This window comes from Kitasatospora sp. NPDC086791 (genome assembly GCF_040685975.1).
In the GTDB taxonomy this organism is placed as follows: Bacteria; Actinomycetota; Actinomycetes; order Streptomycetales; family Streptomycetaceae; genus Kitasatospora.
The window spans coordinates 136051-151764 of sequence record NZ_JBFBOC010000007.1; the positions used below are offsets into that span (position 1 = coordinate 136051).

Genomic DNA, 15714 nt, shown 5'->3' on the forward strand with positions numbered 1-15714 from the left:
CAACCACCGCTGACCGAGCGTCAAATAGCACATAATCACGGCATGACCTTGAGCACCCGACGCCAGGCCAGACGGGCCGCCCGCCGCGAGGCCCGCCGCGCCCTCCCGCTCTGGCGCCGGCTCCTGCCCACCTGGCGGATCACCCTCGGCGCGCTCACCACACTGCTCCTGCTCGCCGCCGGCGGCTTCGCCGTGCTCTACGTCATCGTCCCGGTGCCCGACCCCAACGCCCACGCCGTCGCCCAGAACAACATCTACCTCTACGCCGACGGCACCACCGAGATCGGCCGCACCGGAGCCGTCAACCGCACCGACGTCACCATCGACCAGATCCCGCTGCACACCCAGCAGGCCGTCGTCTCCGCCGAGGACCGCACCTTCTACCAGAACCGCGGCATCGACGTGAGCGGCATGGCCCGGGCCGGCTGGAACACCCTGCTCGGCAAGGGCATGCAGGGCGGCTCCACCATCACCCAGCAGTACGTCAAGAACTACTACCTGACGCAGAGCCAGACCATCGAACGCAAGGGCCGCGAACTCCTCATCGCCCTCAAGGTCGACCAGCAGCGCGACAAGAAGGACATCCTCGCCGGATACCTCAACAGCAGCTACTTCGGTCGCGGCGCCTACGGCATCCAGAGCGCCGCCCACGCCTACTACGGCGTCGACGTCTCCGGACTCACCCTCCCGCAGAGCGCCTACCTCGCCTCCCTGCTCCAGGCCCCCAGCCTCTACGACGTCAAGACCGCCACCCCCGCCAACCGCGAGAAGGCCGTCGCCCGCTGGAACTACACCCTCGACGGCATGGTCCAACTCGGCTTCCTCACCGGCGCCGACCGCGCCGCCGCCACCTTCCCCGACCCGATCGACCCCCAGCCCGCCACCGGCCTCGCCGGGCAGGCCGGCTACCTGGTCGGCGTCGCCGACGACTACCTGATCTCCTCCGGCACCATCGACGCCGCCACCCTCAAGGCCGGCGGCTGGCGCGTCACCACCACCTTCGACAAACCCAAGCAGGACGCCTTCGCCAAAGCCGTCCAGGACGAACTCACCGACGCGCTCGACCCCAAGGCCCGCCCCACGACCGACACCGACGTCCGGGTCTCCGGCGCCTCCGTCGAACCCGCCACCGGCCGCGTCCTCGCCGTCTACGGCGGCCCCGACTACGCCAAGCAGCCCTACAACGACGCGCTGCGCCAGGACAACCAGATCGGCTCCACCTTCAAACCGATCGACCTCGCCGCCGGCCTGCTCGCCCAGCACACCCTCGACGGCCACCCGATCACCACCGAGACCCACTACGACGGCACCAGCGAACGCCCCGTCACCGGCGGCCCCACCCCGTACGCCCCGCCCAACGAGGACGACGTCGACTACGGCAACATCACCCTGCGCTACGCCATGGTGAAGTCCGTCAACTCCGTGTACGCGCAGGAGGGCGTGGACGCCGGACTCGCCCGCGTCCGCGAGACCGCCGTCAAACTCGGCATCCCCGACAGCGTCCGCGGCATGGACCCGGCCAACACCTCGATGACCCTCGGCACCGCCACCCCCAGCGCCCTCGACCTGGCCGGCGCCTACGCCACCCTCGCCAACCACGGCCAGGCCCACGCACCGTGGTCCGTCCTCAAACTCGAACGCGTCAACCCCGGCGGCGCCGTCGACGTCCCCAAGATGCCCGAGCACAACCCCACCGACGCCATCGGCCGCGGCATCGCCGACTCCGTCACCGACGTCCTGCGCGACGTCGTCAGCCCCCGCGGCACCGGCGCCGCCGCCCTCGACCTCGGCCGCCCCGCCGCCGGCAAGACCGGCACCACCGACTCCAACCTCTCCGCCTGGTTCGCCGGCTACACCCCCGAACTCACCACCACCGTCGGCCTGTTCCGGGAGAACCCGAAGACCCACGCCAAGGAACCGCTGGCCGGCACCGCCGGACTCGCCCGGATCAACGGCGGCGCCATCCCCACCAAGATCTGGACCGCCTACATGACCGCCGCCCTCGGCGGCACCCCCACCCAGCAGTTCGACCTGCAGACCGGCCACGACGCCCCCGGCACCGGCACCTGGCCCACCACCACCGGCAGCACCTCCCCCAGCTCCAGCGCCACCCCGACCACCACCGGCCCGCCCACCGGCGCCACCCGCACCCCCGACACGACCGCCACCCACGCCCCCAGCGCACCCGCCGCCACCGGGGCACCCGCCCCCGGCCCGACCACCCCCAGCCCGCAGGCCCCCCAGCCCACACCCACCCAGGACCAGCCCAGCCCCACCGCCCGGCCCACCCAGACCCGGCCGCCCCGGCCCACCGACCCGCCCACCGCCACCGGCGGCCCCGCCACCCACCCGGCGGCGACGCCGACGCCCTGAACGAGGCGGATGCCCTGAACGAGGCGGACACCCCGGGCGACGCCGACACCCCGGGCGACGCGAACCACCGCCGCGGCGGGGACTACCGCCCCGCCACCAGCTCCCGCTCCACCGGCGTCCGGAACCGCGGCGTCACCCGCACCTCCCCCAGCCACCCCGCCAACCGCTCCACCTCCGCCGCGACCGCCCTCCCGGCCTCCGCCCCGACGTCCCGGAACAGCCGCCACACCACCTCGCCGTCGGCACGCTGCGCCCAGCCGCCCACCACCTCGCCGCACCACCACACCGTCGGCCCGGCGTTGCCCGCCCGGTCGAACAGCGCCGGCACGTCCTCCGGCCGCAGGTACCAGTCCCGCCCGCGCCAGCCCATCACCGCCGGGTCCAGCGCGGGCAGCAGCGCCGCCCACGGCTCCGGCTCCCCCACCGGGACGTCATCGCCCGGCAGCACCAGCCCGGCCGCACCACCCGCCAGCTCCACGTCCTGCGCGCCGGCCTCCGCCAGCGCCTTGCGGACGTCCCCCAGCGTCCAGCCCGTCCACCACTTCACGTCCTCCACCGTCGCCGGACCGTACGCGGCCAGCCAGCGGCGCACCACCTCCGCCTTCGCCTCCCGCACCGGCACGTCCGGCCACGGCGGCACCAGCGCCCACGGGTAGCTGCTGCTGAGCCACGAACCGCGCGGACGGCAGCGCCGCACGTGCCCGTCCGAGGCCAGCAGCCGCAGCAGACGACTGCCCACGCTCTGCTTCGCCTCGTACGCCTTGCCCGCCGACATCAGCATCGTCTCGCGCAACTGCGGTACGTCGTCGCCGAGTTCCTTGGTCGTCGCCTCTCCGCGCACCGCCAGCGCGGCCAGCACCTCCCGCTCGGTCGCGGCCAGCCGCTCCTCGCCCCAGCCCTCGGCGTGGTCCCGCAGGTGCTTGAGCAGCGTCGCCCGCTCCTTCGCCGCGATCGCCCGCGCCGCCGCCGCACTCACGTACGGGGCGAAGCCCTCCGTCACCGCGAAGATCGTCCGCCGCATCGACAGCAGCTTCACCAGGGAGACGTCCTCGTACAGCGCCCGGTCCACCTCGGCCGCCGAGGGCTCGGCCAGCCGCGCGCACGCCGACAGGTACACCGTGGCCGCGTCCGTCGCGTGCAGCCCGACCACGGCGTCCGCCGTGTCCTCCACCCGCGCCGCCCGCGCCGAGGGCGCCAGCAACTGCCGCCGCCCCAACCGGGCCCGCCGCTCCCCGTCACCGATCACCGGCACTCGCCTCGTCATGCCGGGACCCTAACGCCCGCCACCGACAACGGCAGTGCGGACGGGGCCGCAGGCTGCGGGCCGGTCGCCGTTCGCAGCCCGCGGCCCGGTCACCGGCTCACAGGTACAGCCCGGTGGAACCCTCCGTGTCCCCGAAACGGGTCGCCGCGACGGCGTGCAGGTCGCGCTCGCGCAGCAGCACGTAGGTGGCGCCGCGGACCTCCACCTCCAGCTTGTCCTCCGGGTCGTACAGCACCCGGTCGCCCGGCTCCACCGAGCGCACGCTCTGGCCCACCGCGACGGCCTCGGCCCAGGTACAGCGCTTGGACAGCTCGGCGGTCGCCGGGATCAGGATGCCGCCCGTCGAGCGGCGCTCGCCCTCGGCGCCCTCGATGCGCACCAGCACCCGGTCGTGCAGCATCCGGATCGGCAGCTTCTCGCCCAGCCGGTCGTGCCGGGCGGCCTCGTGCGGGTGGTCGGAGCGGGTCTCGTCGTTCGTACTCACGATCCCGAAGGTACCGCCCCCGGGCGCGGAGCGTGACGCGGGCCCGGCATGCGGAGGGCCGGGCACGCGGCGCGCCCGGCCCACCACCCGCGTCCGCGGGGTCAGTCCTTGCGGCGCTTGCGCGAGGCGACCAGCAGCACCAGGCCCACACCGACCAGCGCGGCCGGAACGACCCGCTCCGGGCGCGGCTGCCCCTTCTCGTCCACGAACTGCGCCTTGACCTTGTCCACCATGCCGCTCGCGGCGACGTACGCCCGCCCGGCCCGCTCCTCGACGGCGGCCGCCGCCTTGGCCTTGACCTGGGCGGAGATCGTGCTCGGGTGAACGCGTACGGCCAGCTCGTCCAGGGTCGCCGCCAGCCGGCCGCGCGCGCTCTCGATGTCCGCCTCGATCTGGGCGGTCGTCCGCGCCGACTTGTCCTGCGTGCTCGCCTCGCCCACTCGGGCCACCCCATTCACTTGCCGATGTCGATCTCTGCGATCCGTTGCGATCCGTGCGCTGACCCAGTGTGTCAGCTACCCGGAACGGCCGCGCGGCCCCACCCACCATCGGAGGTAAGTTTGCCGTGGTACGACCGCCCGTCACAGCAGCACGCACCAGGAGAGTCCACCCATGACTGAGCGTCTCCAGCCCGGCGACACCGCGCCCGCCTTCAGCCTGTCCGACGCCGACGGCAACCAGGTGTCGCTCGCCGACCACGCGGGCCGCAAGGTCATCGTCTACTTCTACCCCAAGGCGCTCACCCCCGGCTGCACCAAGCAGGCCTGCGACTTCACCGACAACCTGGAGGTCTTCGCGGGCGCCGGCTACGACGTGATCGGCATCTCGCCCGACCAGCCGGAGAAGCTGGGCACGTTCCGCGAGACCGAGAACCTCAAGGTCACCCTGCTCTCCGACCCGGACAACAAGGTCCTGGAGGCGTACGGCGCCTACGGCGAGAAGCAGAACTACGGCCGCACCTACCTGGGTGTGATCCGTTCCACGGTCATCGTGGACGAGCAGGGCAAGGTCGAGCGCGCGCTCTACAACGTCAAGGCCACCGGCCACGTCGCCAAGCTGCTGCGCGACCTCAAGATCGAGGCCTGAGCCACCCCTTCGGCCGTCGGTCCGCCGGCCCGGCCGCCCGGCCGCCCGGCTGCCCGGCTGCCGAGCCACCCGGGAAAACGGAGCGGTGGCGGCACACCCCCCGACCGGGTGCGCCGCCACCGCCGTCCCTCACCTCAGCGGACCGCTGTCAGTTCAGCAGGTCCCGAGGTCGTTCCAGACTCCCCACGCGCCGCTGGCCGCGGGGTCGTCGCCCTTGGTCCACCACTTGTTCTGGTAGTAGTGGCCCTTCCACGAGACCTTGGTGGGGGTCGCGTAGGTGGTGCCCGCGTCCCAGCCCGGCGCACCCGCGCAACCGGCCGGCGTGGTGGGCGGCGTCGTCGGCGGCGTCGTCGGCGGGGTGGTCGGCGGGGTGGTCGGCGGCGTCGTCGGCGGAGTGGTCGGCGGGGTGGTCGGCGGCGTCGTCGGAGGCGTCGTCGGCGGCGTGGTCGGCGGCGTCGTCGGCGGCGTGGTGGGAGGCGTCGTACCGCCGTCCACCGTGCCCCGGGTCAGATCGCCCTTGATCCCGTACAGCGTGCCGCCCACGTTGACCGTCCAGTTCGACGGCGTGGACACCGGCAGGTAGTAGACGAAGTCCATGTCGACCGACGCGCCCGGCGCCAGCGACTGCCACCCCGGCAGCTTGACCGACACCCGGTTGTAGGTGCCCTTCAGCCCGCCCACGTTGCCCGGGCCCGGGTTGTCCTGCCGGATGACCTGCAGCCCGAAGCCGGACTGGTCCTTGGCGTTACCCGGGGCCGAGTTGCTGTAGTCGAACTGGAACTCGGTGCCGCCCGGCAGGGTCACCGTCGAGTTGTTGACGATGTGCAGCTTCGGGTTGATCGGGTAGTTCGAGTCGCCCAGCGCGAAGTTGGTGAACGACACGTCGATCGGCAGGGTCTGCTGCGGCAGCGCGACCGTCGAACGGGTCGCGCCGTACGGGGCGGCCGACTTGAACTTGTCGTACATCAGCGAGGTCAGCGTCGAACCGGGCACGTACTCGCCCTTGCCGCCGTTCGCGGTGGCGTCCCACTTGTAGTCGCCCGCGAGCTCCCAGATCATCGCGCCGCCGGCGCCCTGGTTGACGATGTAGTCCGCCTTGGCGCCCACCGACTGCTCGTCCTCGGTGGAGAGGAACACCTTCTTGGTGTCGTTCCACAGCCACGGCGCCACCAGCGAGGAGCTGTAGTTGCGGGCGTAGGTGCCCTGCAGCGCGGTGTCCGTCACACCGTACTTGGCGAGGTAGTCGGGCAGGATGCCCTTCTCCAGGTTCTTGGCGTGCCACATCGGGTTCGACCCGGCCGGGGACTCCTTGCCCGCGTCGTCCTTGTCGTTCCAGATGTTGTCGACGCCGACCGCACCGTCACCGCAGGCGGTCAGCCCGGAGCCGACCGGGCAGGTGGTCGCCGAGGCCGTGCCCCAGAGGCCGTTGGTGCCGCCCTGGACGTTCTTGAAACCGCGGGTGTAGTACGGCAGGCCGACGTTGATCCGGCCGCCCGGCATCGCCCCGCGGAAGTAGTGGTACGACCAGTCCGCGTTCAGGTACCCGATGCCGCCGTACTGCCCGGTGCCGTAGACGTTGGCCGACGCCAACTCGCCGTCCTTGCCGTCGTCGTACAGCGAGGCGTTCGGGCCGACGTACTTGTTCCAGGCGCCGTGCAGGTCGTACGACATGATGTTGACGTAGTCCAGGTACTGCGCCACCTGGAAGGTCTCCATGCCGCGCAGCAGGTAGCCGGACGACGGGGCCGCGACCGACAGCAGGTAGTGCCTGCCGTCGGCGGCGCCGGCCCGGTCCAGGTTCTCCCGCAGCGTCTTCATCAGCGCCGCGTAGCCCTTGGCCAGCGAACCGCGCTTGGAGTTGGCGAGCTGCCAGTCCAGCGGGTTGCCGGCGTCCTTCATCGAGGTCGGGTACTCGTAGTCGATGTCGACGCCGTTGAAGCCGTACTTGCGGATGAAGTCGACCGAGGAGGCGGCGAAGGTGTCGATGCCCGCCTGGTTGACGCTGCCGTCCGGGTTGACGGTCATCGAGTAGAAGCCGCCGGTGTTCACCCGCTTGCCGTCGTCCCCGAAGTAGCCGCCGGTCTCGGTCCAACCACCCACCGAGATGAGGGTCTTGACGTTCGGGTACTGCTTCTTGAACTTCGTCAGCAGGTTGAAGTGGCCCTTGTACGGCAGGGTCGGGTCCAGCTGGGCGGCCGGCACGCCCGGGAAGTCGATCCCGGTCGCCTCGTTGGTCGGGCCGTCCGTGCCGACCGACAGCTTGTTGTCGCCGCCGACGTGCCCGAAGGCGTAGTTGAGGTGGGTGACCTTGTCCCAGGGGATGTCGCTCACCAGGTACGGCTGATCGCCGTTCTTGCCGGTGCGCCAGCCGGTGAAGTAGCCGATGATGCGGCGCTGGTGGTCCGCGCCCATCTTCTCGCGCCCGCCGGTGTCGTAGACGGAGCAGTACGGGACGTCCACCCCGGGGGTCTGGTACAGCCCGTCCGGCCGACAGGACGCGTTGTCGACGGCCGCCGACGCCTGCGAGGGCGCCGCACCCAGCGTCGCCATCAGCAGCCCGGCCAGCGTGGCCGCCGCCAACGAGGCCACGCCCGCCCTCGCCGCCGGACTCCTACGGTGCCGAGCGGCGGTGGGACGCCGCTCCGCGGTGCTTCGGATCAACACTCGGTCCTCCAGGAGAGAGTGTCGGCGCATGCCTGTGGGGGAGCACGCACGTGGGGGATTGCAATTGGCGCAGAAGCTATGTGGTCTGAACCACATAGGTCAATAGGTCTGTACCAATTGGTAATCAAAAGCCAAACATCACAGGTCGGGACCCCTCGTCAACCGGTCAGCCGATGGCCGAAACCCGCCGCCACCCGCAACCGACCCGCGCGCCGCTCGTTCACCCCTCGGGGAAGGGGCTTCACCAGCCCACAGGGGGACACCGATGACGGTCAAGTACACCCGCGAACTGCTCGCCACGCTCGCCGCCGAATCGAGCAGCGTGAACGAGATGATGCGCAGACTCGGCGTGCCGATGGCGGGCGGCACCCACAGCTACCCGAGCAGGCGACTCCGCCACTACGGCATCGACACCTCGCACTTCAACGGTGGCCGGCCCGACCACGGCCGCCGACGCTACCCGCGGGAGCTCCTGGCCGAAGCCGCGGCGAACAGCCACAGCATCAACGGGGTGATGGCCCACCTGGGCGTCACACCGTACGACAGCCTCTACTCGTACCTGAAGAGGCGTCTGGCCGAACTCGATATCGACACCTCGCACTTCACGTTCCGGGGCGACGGACGCGACCGGGTCGCGTCCGTCCCCGAGGACGTGCCGGCCCTCGCCGTGGCCGGCAACCGGAGCATCCGCGGCGTGATCCTCGCCCTCGGGATGGCCTACTGCGGCAGCTCGCGAACGCTGGTGCGGGAAGCCGTCGACCACCACCGGCTCGACACCGGCCACTTCACCGGGCGGGCCCACAACAAGGGGCAGAAGACCGGACCCAGGCGTACGGCCGAGGAGCTCCTGGTGCGACGCCCTCCCGGGAGCCATCGCGTCCCGGGCGACCGGCTTCGCGCCATGCTCGTGCACATCGGCCACCCCGACGTCTGCGAGTCCTGCGGCACGCCTCCCGCCTGGCTCGGACGGCCGATGACCCTGGAGGTCGACCACGTCAACGGCGACTGGCTCGACAACCGGCGCGAGAACCTCCGGCTGCTCTGCCCCAACTGCCACTCCGTCACCGACACGTACTGCGGGCGGAACAAGAACAAGCACAAGGCGCCACACGGAATCCCGGTGTTCCCAGCGGAAGCGAAGCCCTAGACTAGAGGCCAGGCGGCCTTGGCGGAGCTAGGCAGACGCGCCGGACTTAGAATCCGGTGGGGGAAACCCCGTGAGGGTTCGAATCCCTCAGGCCGCACCAGCCTTACACCTTCAAATCGAAGGCCCCCCTCGGGGAGATTCTCCGGGGCGGGCCTTCGGCATTTTCGACTTCCCGTCAGCCGATGAGCTCCTTGACCACCGGCGCCAGGGCGCGGAAGGCCTGGCCGCGGTGGCTGATGGCGTTCTTCTCGTCCGCCGTCAGCTCGGCGCAGGTGCGGGTCTCGCCGAGGGGCTGGAGGACCGGGTCGTAGCCGAAGCCGCCGTCGCCGGCCGGGGCGGTGCGCAGGGTGCCGAGGAGGCGGCCCTCGACGACGCGCTCGGTGCCGTCGGGGAGGGCGAGGGCGGCGGCGCAGAAGAAGTGGGCGCCGCGGTGCGGCTCGGCGATGTCGGAGAGCTGGGCGAGCAGCAGGTCGAGGTTGGCGCGGTCGTCGCCGTGCTTGCCGGCCCAGCGGGCGGAGAAGATGCCGGGCGCGCCGTTGAGCACGTCGACACAGAGGCCGGAGTCGTCGGCGACGGCGGGCAGGCCGGTGGCACGGGCCAGGGCGTGCGCCTTGAGCAGGGCGTTCTCGGCGAAGGTGACGCCGGTTTCGGGGACGTCCGGGATCTCGGGGTAGGCGTCGGCGCCGACGAGTTCGACGTCCAGGCCGGCGTCGGTGAGGATCGCGCGGAGTTCGGCGACCTTGTGCTGGTTGCGGGTGGCGAGGATCAGGCGGGTGGACATATCACCCACCCTACCGAGCGGCGGCGGACCGTCAGCCGGTGCACACCGAGGTGAGGTTGCCGGCCGCGTCGCCGAGCGGCTTGAGGTCGGGGACCTCGTTCTTGTCGGCGGACCGCTGCACGTTCTCGACCTGCTTCTGCAGGTCGGCCACGGCCTTGGCGACGTCGGTGTTCTTGGAGTTCTTCCCGACCTGGTCGAGGTCGCCCTTGAGCTTCTGCAGCGCCTTCCCGGCGGCGGCCGAGTCGTTGCTGGCGTTGTCGTAGGCCTTGGTGACGTCGGCGATGTCGCCGGTGATCTTCACGGCGGTGTTGCCGCAGTCGATCGCCTTCTGCGCGGCGGAGCAACTCACCATGCTGAGCGGGAGGATCGCGATCAGTCCGGCCACGGCGAGGGCGGTGGGGCGGGCGATGCTGGACGGCATCCGGTCCTCCTGGGGGGCGCGGGTTCCGTGGTGGGGGACGCGCGCCGGGGGGTGCGCGGTTCCCGCAGCGGGGGTGCTGCGGGAACCGTACGGTCTCCGGGCCCGGCCTGTACAGCGGGACGTGCGGCGGGGCGTCCGTCCGGTGTCACGGCTGCGGGGGCCGCGCCGGTTCAGCCTTCGAGGGCCTTGCGCTGGATCCCGTCGAGCTCCGCGCAGCCGAGGCTGCCGAGGTCGAGCAGCTGGTCGAGCAGGGCGCGGTCGAAGGGGGCGCCCTCGGCGGTGCCCTGGACCTCGACGAAGCGGCCGTCGGAGGTGCAGACGATGTTCATGTCGGTCTCGGCGCGCACGTCCTCCTCGTACTGGAGGTCGAGCATCGGGACGCCGTCGATGATGCCGACGCTGACGGCGCTGACGCCGCCGGTGATGGGCTGGCCCTTGGCGCGCAGGAGCTTCTTGTCGCGGGCCCAGGCGACGGCGTCGACCAGGGCGACGTAGGCGCCGGTGATGGCGGCGGTGCGGGTGCCGCCGTCGGCCTGGAGGACGTCGCAGTCGAGGACGATGGTGTTCTCGGCGAGGGCGCGGTGGTCGACGACGGCGCGCAGCGAGCGGCCGATGAGCCGGCTGATCTCGTGGGTGCGGCCGCCGATGCGGCCCTTGACGGCCTCGCGGTCGCCGCGGGTGTTGGTGGCGCGCGGGAGCATGGAGTACTCGGCGGTGACCCAGCCTTCGCCGCTGCCCTTGCGCCAGCGGGGGACGCCCTCGGTGACGCTGGCGGTGCACAGCACCTTGGTGTCGCCGTAGGAGATGAGGACGGAGCCTTCGGCGTGCTTGCTCCAGCCCCGTTCGATGGTGATCGGGCGGAGCTGTTCGGGGGTGCGGCCGTCGATGCGTGACATAGGCACTGAGCGTAGTGGCTCCGGCCGGCGGTTCGGATGCGGCTCGGCCCGCCCCCCTGGCTCGGCCCGCCCCCCTGGCTCGGCCCGCCTCCGGCTCACCCCCGGCTCGGCCCGCCCCGGCGCGGGGCGCCACGACGCACCGCGGCCCGCCGTTCCCCTGGGCGGGGCGGCGGGCCGGGGTGGGTGAGCCCGGGTGGCTCAGCTCACATCATGTCCTCGATGTCGGCGGCGATCGGGTCGGCGTCGGTGCCGATGACGACCTGGATCGCGGTGCCCATCTTGACGACGCCGTGGGCGCCGGCGGCCTTGAGGGCGGCCTCGTCGACCAGGGAGGCGTCCTTGACCTCGGTGCGCAGGCGGGTGATGCAGCCCTCGACCTCTTCGATGTTGTCGATGCCGCCCAGACCGGCGACGATCTTCTCAGCCTTGCTGGCCATGATTTCTCCCTCTGTCTCGGCCCGCCGGCCGCTCTGCCGGGCGCCGTCGTGCGCTGTGCTGTGCTGTGGGGGGGGTGTCCCTCGGCCGTGGAGCGGCGAGGTCCGTGCCGGTGGCTGACGCGGGTTCAGCTGCGGTCGGGCTGACGAGCAGCGCGACCAGCATCACCCGGGCAGGACCGGTTTGCCACGTCAGTTCACTTTCGGCCCATCCCGGCGGGCAGGCTCCCGATCGCCGCCCGAGGATGACGATCAGCGGGGCCGGCGTCCCGGAGTACGGCCTGCGTCCCAAAGTGGTCTACACCAATATATGTGTACTCCGATGAACGCAGAAAGGACCCCGGGTGTTCCTGAGCCCCGCCCGAGGGTCCCGCAGGGGGCCACCGGCCGGCAACTCCCGGAGGGCGAAGGATGGGTTCGGCAGGCGCGACAGCCCCGCAGTCGACGTGGTGGCACTCCTTCTACGGCGGCCTCCAGAAGATGGGCCGCTCGCTGCAGCTGCCGGTGGCGGTGCTCCCTGCGGCCGGCATCCTGAACCGCCTCGGCCAGCCGGACGTGTTCGGCAAGGACGGCCTGGGCTGGGACAACGTCGCCAAGGTCTTCGCCGCGGCCGGCGGCGCACTGCTCGACTCCGCCTTCGGCCTGCCGATGCTGTTCTGCGTCGGCGTCGCGATCGGGATGGCGAAGAAGGCGGACGGTTCGACGGCCCTGGCGGCCGTGGTCGGCTTCCTCGTCTACTTCCGGGTGCTGCACGCCTTCCCGGAGCACTGCAAGCCGCCGACGGTGCTGGTGAGCGACCAGTGCGTGGACTTCACCTCGGCGAAGGCGGCGGCCGCGACGTACCAGAACCCGGGGGTGCTCGGCGGCATCCTGATCGGCCTGATGTCGGCCTGGCTGTGGGTGCGGTTCCACCGCACCCGGCTGGTGGACTGGCTGGGCTTCTTCAACGGCCGTCGCCTGGTGCCGATGATCACCGCCCTGGTCGGCATGGTGGCGGCCGTTCTCGCGGTCTGGATCTGGCCGCCGATCGGCCGCGCCCTCAATGACTTCTCGCAGACCCTGGCCGATCTCGGCGCGGGGGGCGCCGGCATCTTCGGCGTGTTCAACCGGGCGCTGCTGCTGATCGGCATGCACCAGTTGCTGAACACCTTCGTCTGGTTCCAGTTCGGTGAGTTCACCAAGCCCGACGGCACGATCGTGCACGGCGACATCCCGCGTTTCCTGGGGGGCGACCCGACGGCCGGCCAGTTCATGTCCGGCTTCTTCCCGATCATGATGTTCGCGCTGCCCGCCGCCGCGTTCGCAATCGCGCACTCCGCCAAGCCGCACCGGCGGAAGGAGATCTACGGCCTGATGTTCTCGCTCGCCCTCACCTCCTTCGTCACCGGCGTCACCGAACCGATCGAGTACTCCTTCGCCTACCTCGCCCCGGCCCTGTTCGCCGTGCACGCCCTGCTGACCGGCGCCTCGATGGCGGTGACCTGGGGGCTGGGGGTGCACGACGGGTTCAGCTTCTCGGCCGGCCTGATCGACTACGTCATCAACTGGGGGCTGGCCACCAAACCGTGGCTGATCATCCCGATCGGCCTCGCCTTCGCGGCGGTGTACTACGCGCTCTTCCGGTTCATCATCGTCAAATTCGACCTGAAAACGCCCGGTCGGGAGGACGACAGCGAGGTCGAGGACGTCGCCAAGGACTGACTCCGAACAGCCCCGGTTTTCTCCCCGCAATGGCCTCGGGACCCGTCACCCCGGAGGCCTTCGGCATTTCCGGAAGGGACTTCCGGCCCGGTCGGCAAAACATTTCCCACATTCCTCCGGAAGATTTCCCGCGACGCCGCCCGCCGCGGGGCCGGCGGGGCCCGACGGGCCGGTCGGCACGGCCCCGGCTCGGCCCCGGCTCGGGCCGCCCGGAGCGGTCCGAGCGGGGGGACGGTGCCGCCGCACCGCCCGGCGGCCCGCCGTCACCGTTCCCGTTCCGGACCTTCGGCGCGGCATCGACGGTCGTAACGCCACGGTTTGCCCGATAGGCGGGCACGGCGGAGCGGCGTCCCGCCCCCGGCCGTGAGCTTCGACACCTGCACGGGCACCTTCGCACGTGCCTTCGCGAACCCTCGCCGCCGTCGGCGCGCCGACGGCGCCGACCCGCACCGGGCCGGACCGTGCGCCGCCCCTCGGTGGAGCCGTCGGTGAACCATCCGGAACCGTCGGTGAACCTCCCGGGCCCGGTGCCCGTTCGCGCACTCCCGGCCGGCGCGGGCCGGGCCGGCCGGGGCCCGTTCTTTTGTTGCGCAAATAGCCAAAATCCCAATCCCGGCGCAAAGCATGATCGCCGTTCCGCACGTAGGTTTCGATTTCATAGCGCTTCCGCGCAGCAGCCCTTTCCAGGGTTCCCCCCCTTCTCCACCCGTGCTACAAAACTGGTCTACACCACCCGTGGTGTAGACCAGTTCGCGGTTAGGCCCCCTGTGCCCTCCCCGACCGCCATGCCGTTAGGAACCCACCCCCATGAGTCAGTCTGCGCAGGCACCGGCGCCCGCCACGGCTCCGGCCACGCCAAGCCCCGCCAAGAAGTTCGGCCAGAACCTCCTCCAGGGTCTGCAGAAGATCGGCCGCAGCCTCCAGCTGCCCATCGCGGTGCTCCCGGCCGCCGGTCTGCTGCTGCGTCTCGGCCAGGACGACGTGTTCGGCAAGGACGGCCTCGGCTGGGACAAGGTCGCCTCGGTCTTCGCCACCGCCGGCAGCGGCGTCTTCGACAACCTGCCGCTGCTGTTCGCGGTGGGCATCGCGATCGGCTTCGCCAAGAAGGCGGACGGCTCCACCGCCCTCGCCGCCCTGGTCGGCTTCCTGGTGTACAAGAACGTGCTCACCGCGTTCCCGATCACCGAGGGTCACATCGCCGACGGCAAGTGGGTCCCCCCGACCTACCAGAACCCCGGTGTGCTCGGCGGCATCGTGATCGGCCTGCTGGCCGCCGTGCTGTGGCAGAAGTACCACCGCACCAAGCTGGTCGACTGGCTCGGCTTCTTCAACGGCCGCCGCCTGGTCCCGATCCTGATGGCCTTCGTCGGCACCGCCGTCGGCGTGCTCTTCGCCCTGACCTGGGGCCCGATCGGCGACGCCATCAAGAGCCTGAACGACTCCCTGATCGGCGCCGGCGCGCTCGGTGCGGGTGCCTTCGGCCTGGTCAACCGCGGTCTGCTGCCGGTCGGCATGCACCAGTTCGTGAACTCCTTCGCCTGGTTCCAGACCGGTGACTTCACCAAGCCCGACGGCACCGTCGTGCACGGCGACCTGACCCGCTTCTTCGCCGGCGACCCGACCGCCGGACAGTTCATGTCGGGCTTCTACCCGATCATGATGTTCGCGCTGCCCGCCGCCGCGCTGGCCATCGCCCACTCCGCCAAGCCCCACCGCCGCAAGGCCATCACCGGCATGATGCTGTCGCTGGCCCTGACCTCCTTCGTCACCGGTGTCACCGAGCCGATCGAGTTCGCCTTCGTCTTCATCGCCCCGGCCCTCTACGTCATCCACGCGCTGCTCACCGCCGTGTCGATGGCCGTCACCTGGGCGCTCGGCGTGCACGACGGCTTCACCTTCTCCGGCGGTCTGATCGACTACGCGCTGGCCTGGAACAAGGCCACCGACCCGTGGCTGATCATCCCGATCGGCCTGGTCTTCGCCGCCCTGTACTACTTCCTCTTCCGCTTCGCGATCACCAAGTTCGACCTCAAGACCCCCGGTCGCGAGGACGACGACGAGATCGAGGACGTCACCAAGGCCTGACGCCCCCGCGTCACTCCGCCTCGAAGGCCCCGCCCGGCCGCTGCTCCCCCAGCGGCCGGGCGGGGCCTTCGGCGTGCCCGGGGCGTCCCGGCCCGTGGAAACGGCGGTTGACGAACCGACGGAGGCCCTGGTCAACTGAAGCGGTGAACGCCCCGTGCCCGCTGGTCACCCGCAGCCACATCGACTTCGGTCGCGTGTGGTCCGCGGCGTGTCGCGGCTGAGCTGACCGTTCCCCCGGCGCCGCCCGGCTGACGTCCCGCCCGGCGCCGATCCTCCCGTTCCGCCCGTCCGGGCTCCCGCCCGCGGGCCGTCACCGCGCTTCCGCGTACCCCCGCGCACCCGCGCCCCCGTCCGGGCCGGCCCGTGCGCGCACGCCTC

At 71.4% G+C, this 15714-nt stretch carries 13 protein-coding genes and 1 tRNA gene; 6 read left to right on the forward strand and 8 right to left on the reverse strand.

Annotated features, from left to right (window positions below; all coding sequences use genetic code 11):
• Positions 1-42 precede the first annotated feature (42 nt).
• A complete protein-coding gene (locus AB0Q99_RS13340; RefSeq protein WP_363571094.1) occupies positions 43-2373 on the forward strand; it encodes a transglycosylase domain-containing protein in 2331 nt (776 codons plus the stop codon).
• A gap of 82 nt (positions 2374-2455) precedes the next feature.
• On the opposite strand, the gene AB0Q99_RS13345 is transcribed toward AB0Q99_RS13340, so the two are convergent.
• From AB0Q99_RS13345 to AB0Q99_RS13355, 3 genes are all read right to left on the reverse strand, one after another.
• Positions 2456-3637, reverse strand: coding sequence for a winged helix DNA-binding domain-containing protein (locus AB0Q99_RS13345; protein ID WP_363571096.1), 1182 nt, complete (start codon positions 3635-3637; stop codon positions 2456-2458).
• 97 nt (positions 3638-3734) lie between these two features.
• On the reverse strand, positions 3735-4037 hold the full coding sequence (locus AB0Q99_RS13350) for a co-chaperone GroES (protein WP_097240225.1): 303 nt from the start codon (positions 4035-4037) through the stop codon (positions 3735-3737).
• Positions 4038-4222: 185 nt separating this feature from the next.
• Positions 4223-4561: a DUF3618 domain-containing protein gene (locus AB0Q99_RS13355; RefSeq protein ID WP_363571098.1), complete on the reverse strand. Its 339-nt coding sequence runs from the start codon at positions 4559-4561 to the stop codon at positions 4223-4225.
• 172 nt (positions 4562-4733) lie between these two features.
• Here AB0Q99_RS13355 and bcp point away from each other — a divergent pair, with 172 nt between their 5' ends.
• Positions 4734-5207, forward strand: coding sequence for a thioredoxin-dependent thiol peroxidase (bcp, locus tag AB0Q99_RS13360; RefSeq protein ID WP_363571100.1), 474 nt, complete (start codon positions 4734-4736; stop codon positions 5205-5207).
• 153 nt (positions 5208-5360) lie between these two features.
• On the opposite strand, the gene AB0Q99_RS13365 is transcribed toward bcp, so the two are convergent.
• The gene (locus AB0Q99_RS13365) at positions 5361-7757 is read right to left on the reverse strand and encodes a chitinase C-terminal domain-containing protein (protein ID WP_363571274.1); all 2397 of its coding nucleotides are present in this window, start codon (positions 7755-7757) and stop codon (positions 5361-5363) included.
• A gap of 379 nt (positions 7758-8136) precedes the next feature.
• Between AB0Q99_RS13365 and AB0Q99_RS13370 the strand changes: the two genes are divergently transcribed.
• Both AB0Q99_RS13370 and AB0Q99_RS13375 read left to right on the forward strand, forming a co-directional pair.
• A complete protein-coding gene (locus AB0Q99_RS13370) occupies positions 8137-9018 on the forward strand; it encodes an HNH endonuclease (RefSeq protein ID WP_363571102.1) in 882 nt (293 codons plus the stop codon).
• Between the two features lie 12 nt (positions 9019-9030).
• Positions 9031-9118: transfer RNA gene (locus AB0Q99_RS13375), tRNA-Leu, on the forward strand.
• Positions 9119-9193: 75 nt separating this feature from the next.
• Here the strand turns inward: AB0Q99_RS13375 and rdgB are convergent.
• The 4 genes from rdgB to AB0Q99_RS13395 form a co-directional block, all read right to left on the reverse strand.
• On the reverse strand, positions 9194-9799 hold the full coding sequence (gene rdgB, locus AB0Q99_RS13380; protein WP_363571104.1) for an RdgB/HAM1 family non-canonical purine NTP pyrophosphatase: 606 nt from the start codon (positions 9797-9799) through the stop codon (positions 9194-9196).
• Between the two features lie 31 nt (positions 9800-9830).
• A complete protein-coding gene (locus tag AB0Q99_RS13385; RefSeq protein ID WP_363571106.1) occupies positions 9831-10220 on the reverse strand; it encodes a hypothetical protein in 390 nt (129 codons plus the stop codon).
• Between the two features lie 170 nt (positions 10221-10390).
• Positions 10391-11116: a ribonuclease PH gene (gene rph / locus AB0Q99_RS13390; protein WP_363571108.1), complete on the reverse strand. Its 726-nt coding sequence runs from the start codon at positions 11114-11116 to the stop codon at positions 10391-10393.
• 203 nt (positions 11117-11319) lie between these two features.
• Positions 11320-11682, reverse strand: coding sequence for a PTS glucose/sucrose transporter subunit IIB (locus AB0Q99_RS13395; RefSeq protein ID WP_363571276.1), 363 nt, complete (start codon positions 11680-11682; stop codon positions 11320-11322).
• A gap of 279 nt (positions 11683-11961) precedes the next feature.
• On the opposite strand from AB0Q99_RS13395, the gene AB0Q99_RS13400 reads away from it, so the two are divergent.
• The gene (locus AB0Q99_RS13400) at positions 11962-13251 is read left to right on the forward strand and encodes a PTS transporter subunit EIIC (RefSeq protein WP_363571109.1); all 1290 of its coding nucleotides are present in this window, start codon (positions 11962-11964) and stop codon (positions 13249-13251) included.
• 807 nt (positions 13252-14058) lie between these two features.
• Positions 14059-15336, forward strand: a complete 1278-nt coding sequence (locus AB0Q99_RS13405; RefSeq protein ID WP_363571111.1) for a PTS transporter subunit EIIC — start codon at positions 14059-14061, stop codon at positions 15334-15336.
• Positions 15337-15714 lie beyond the last annotated feature (378 nt).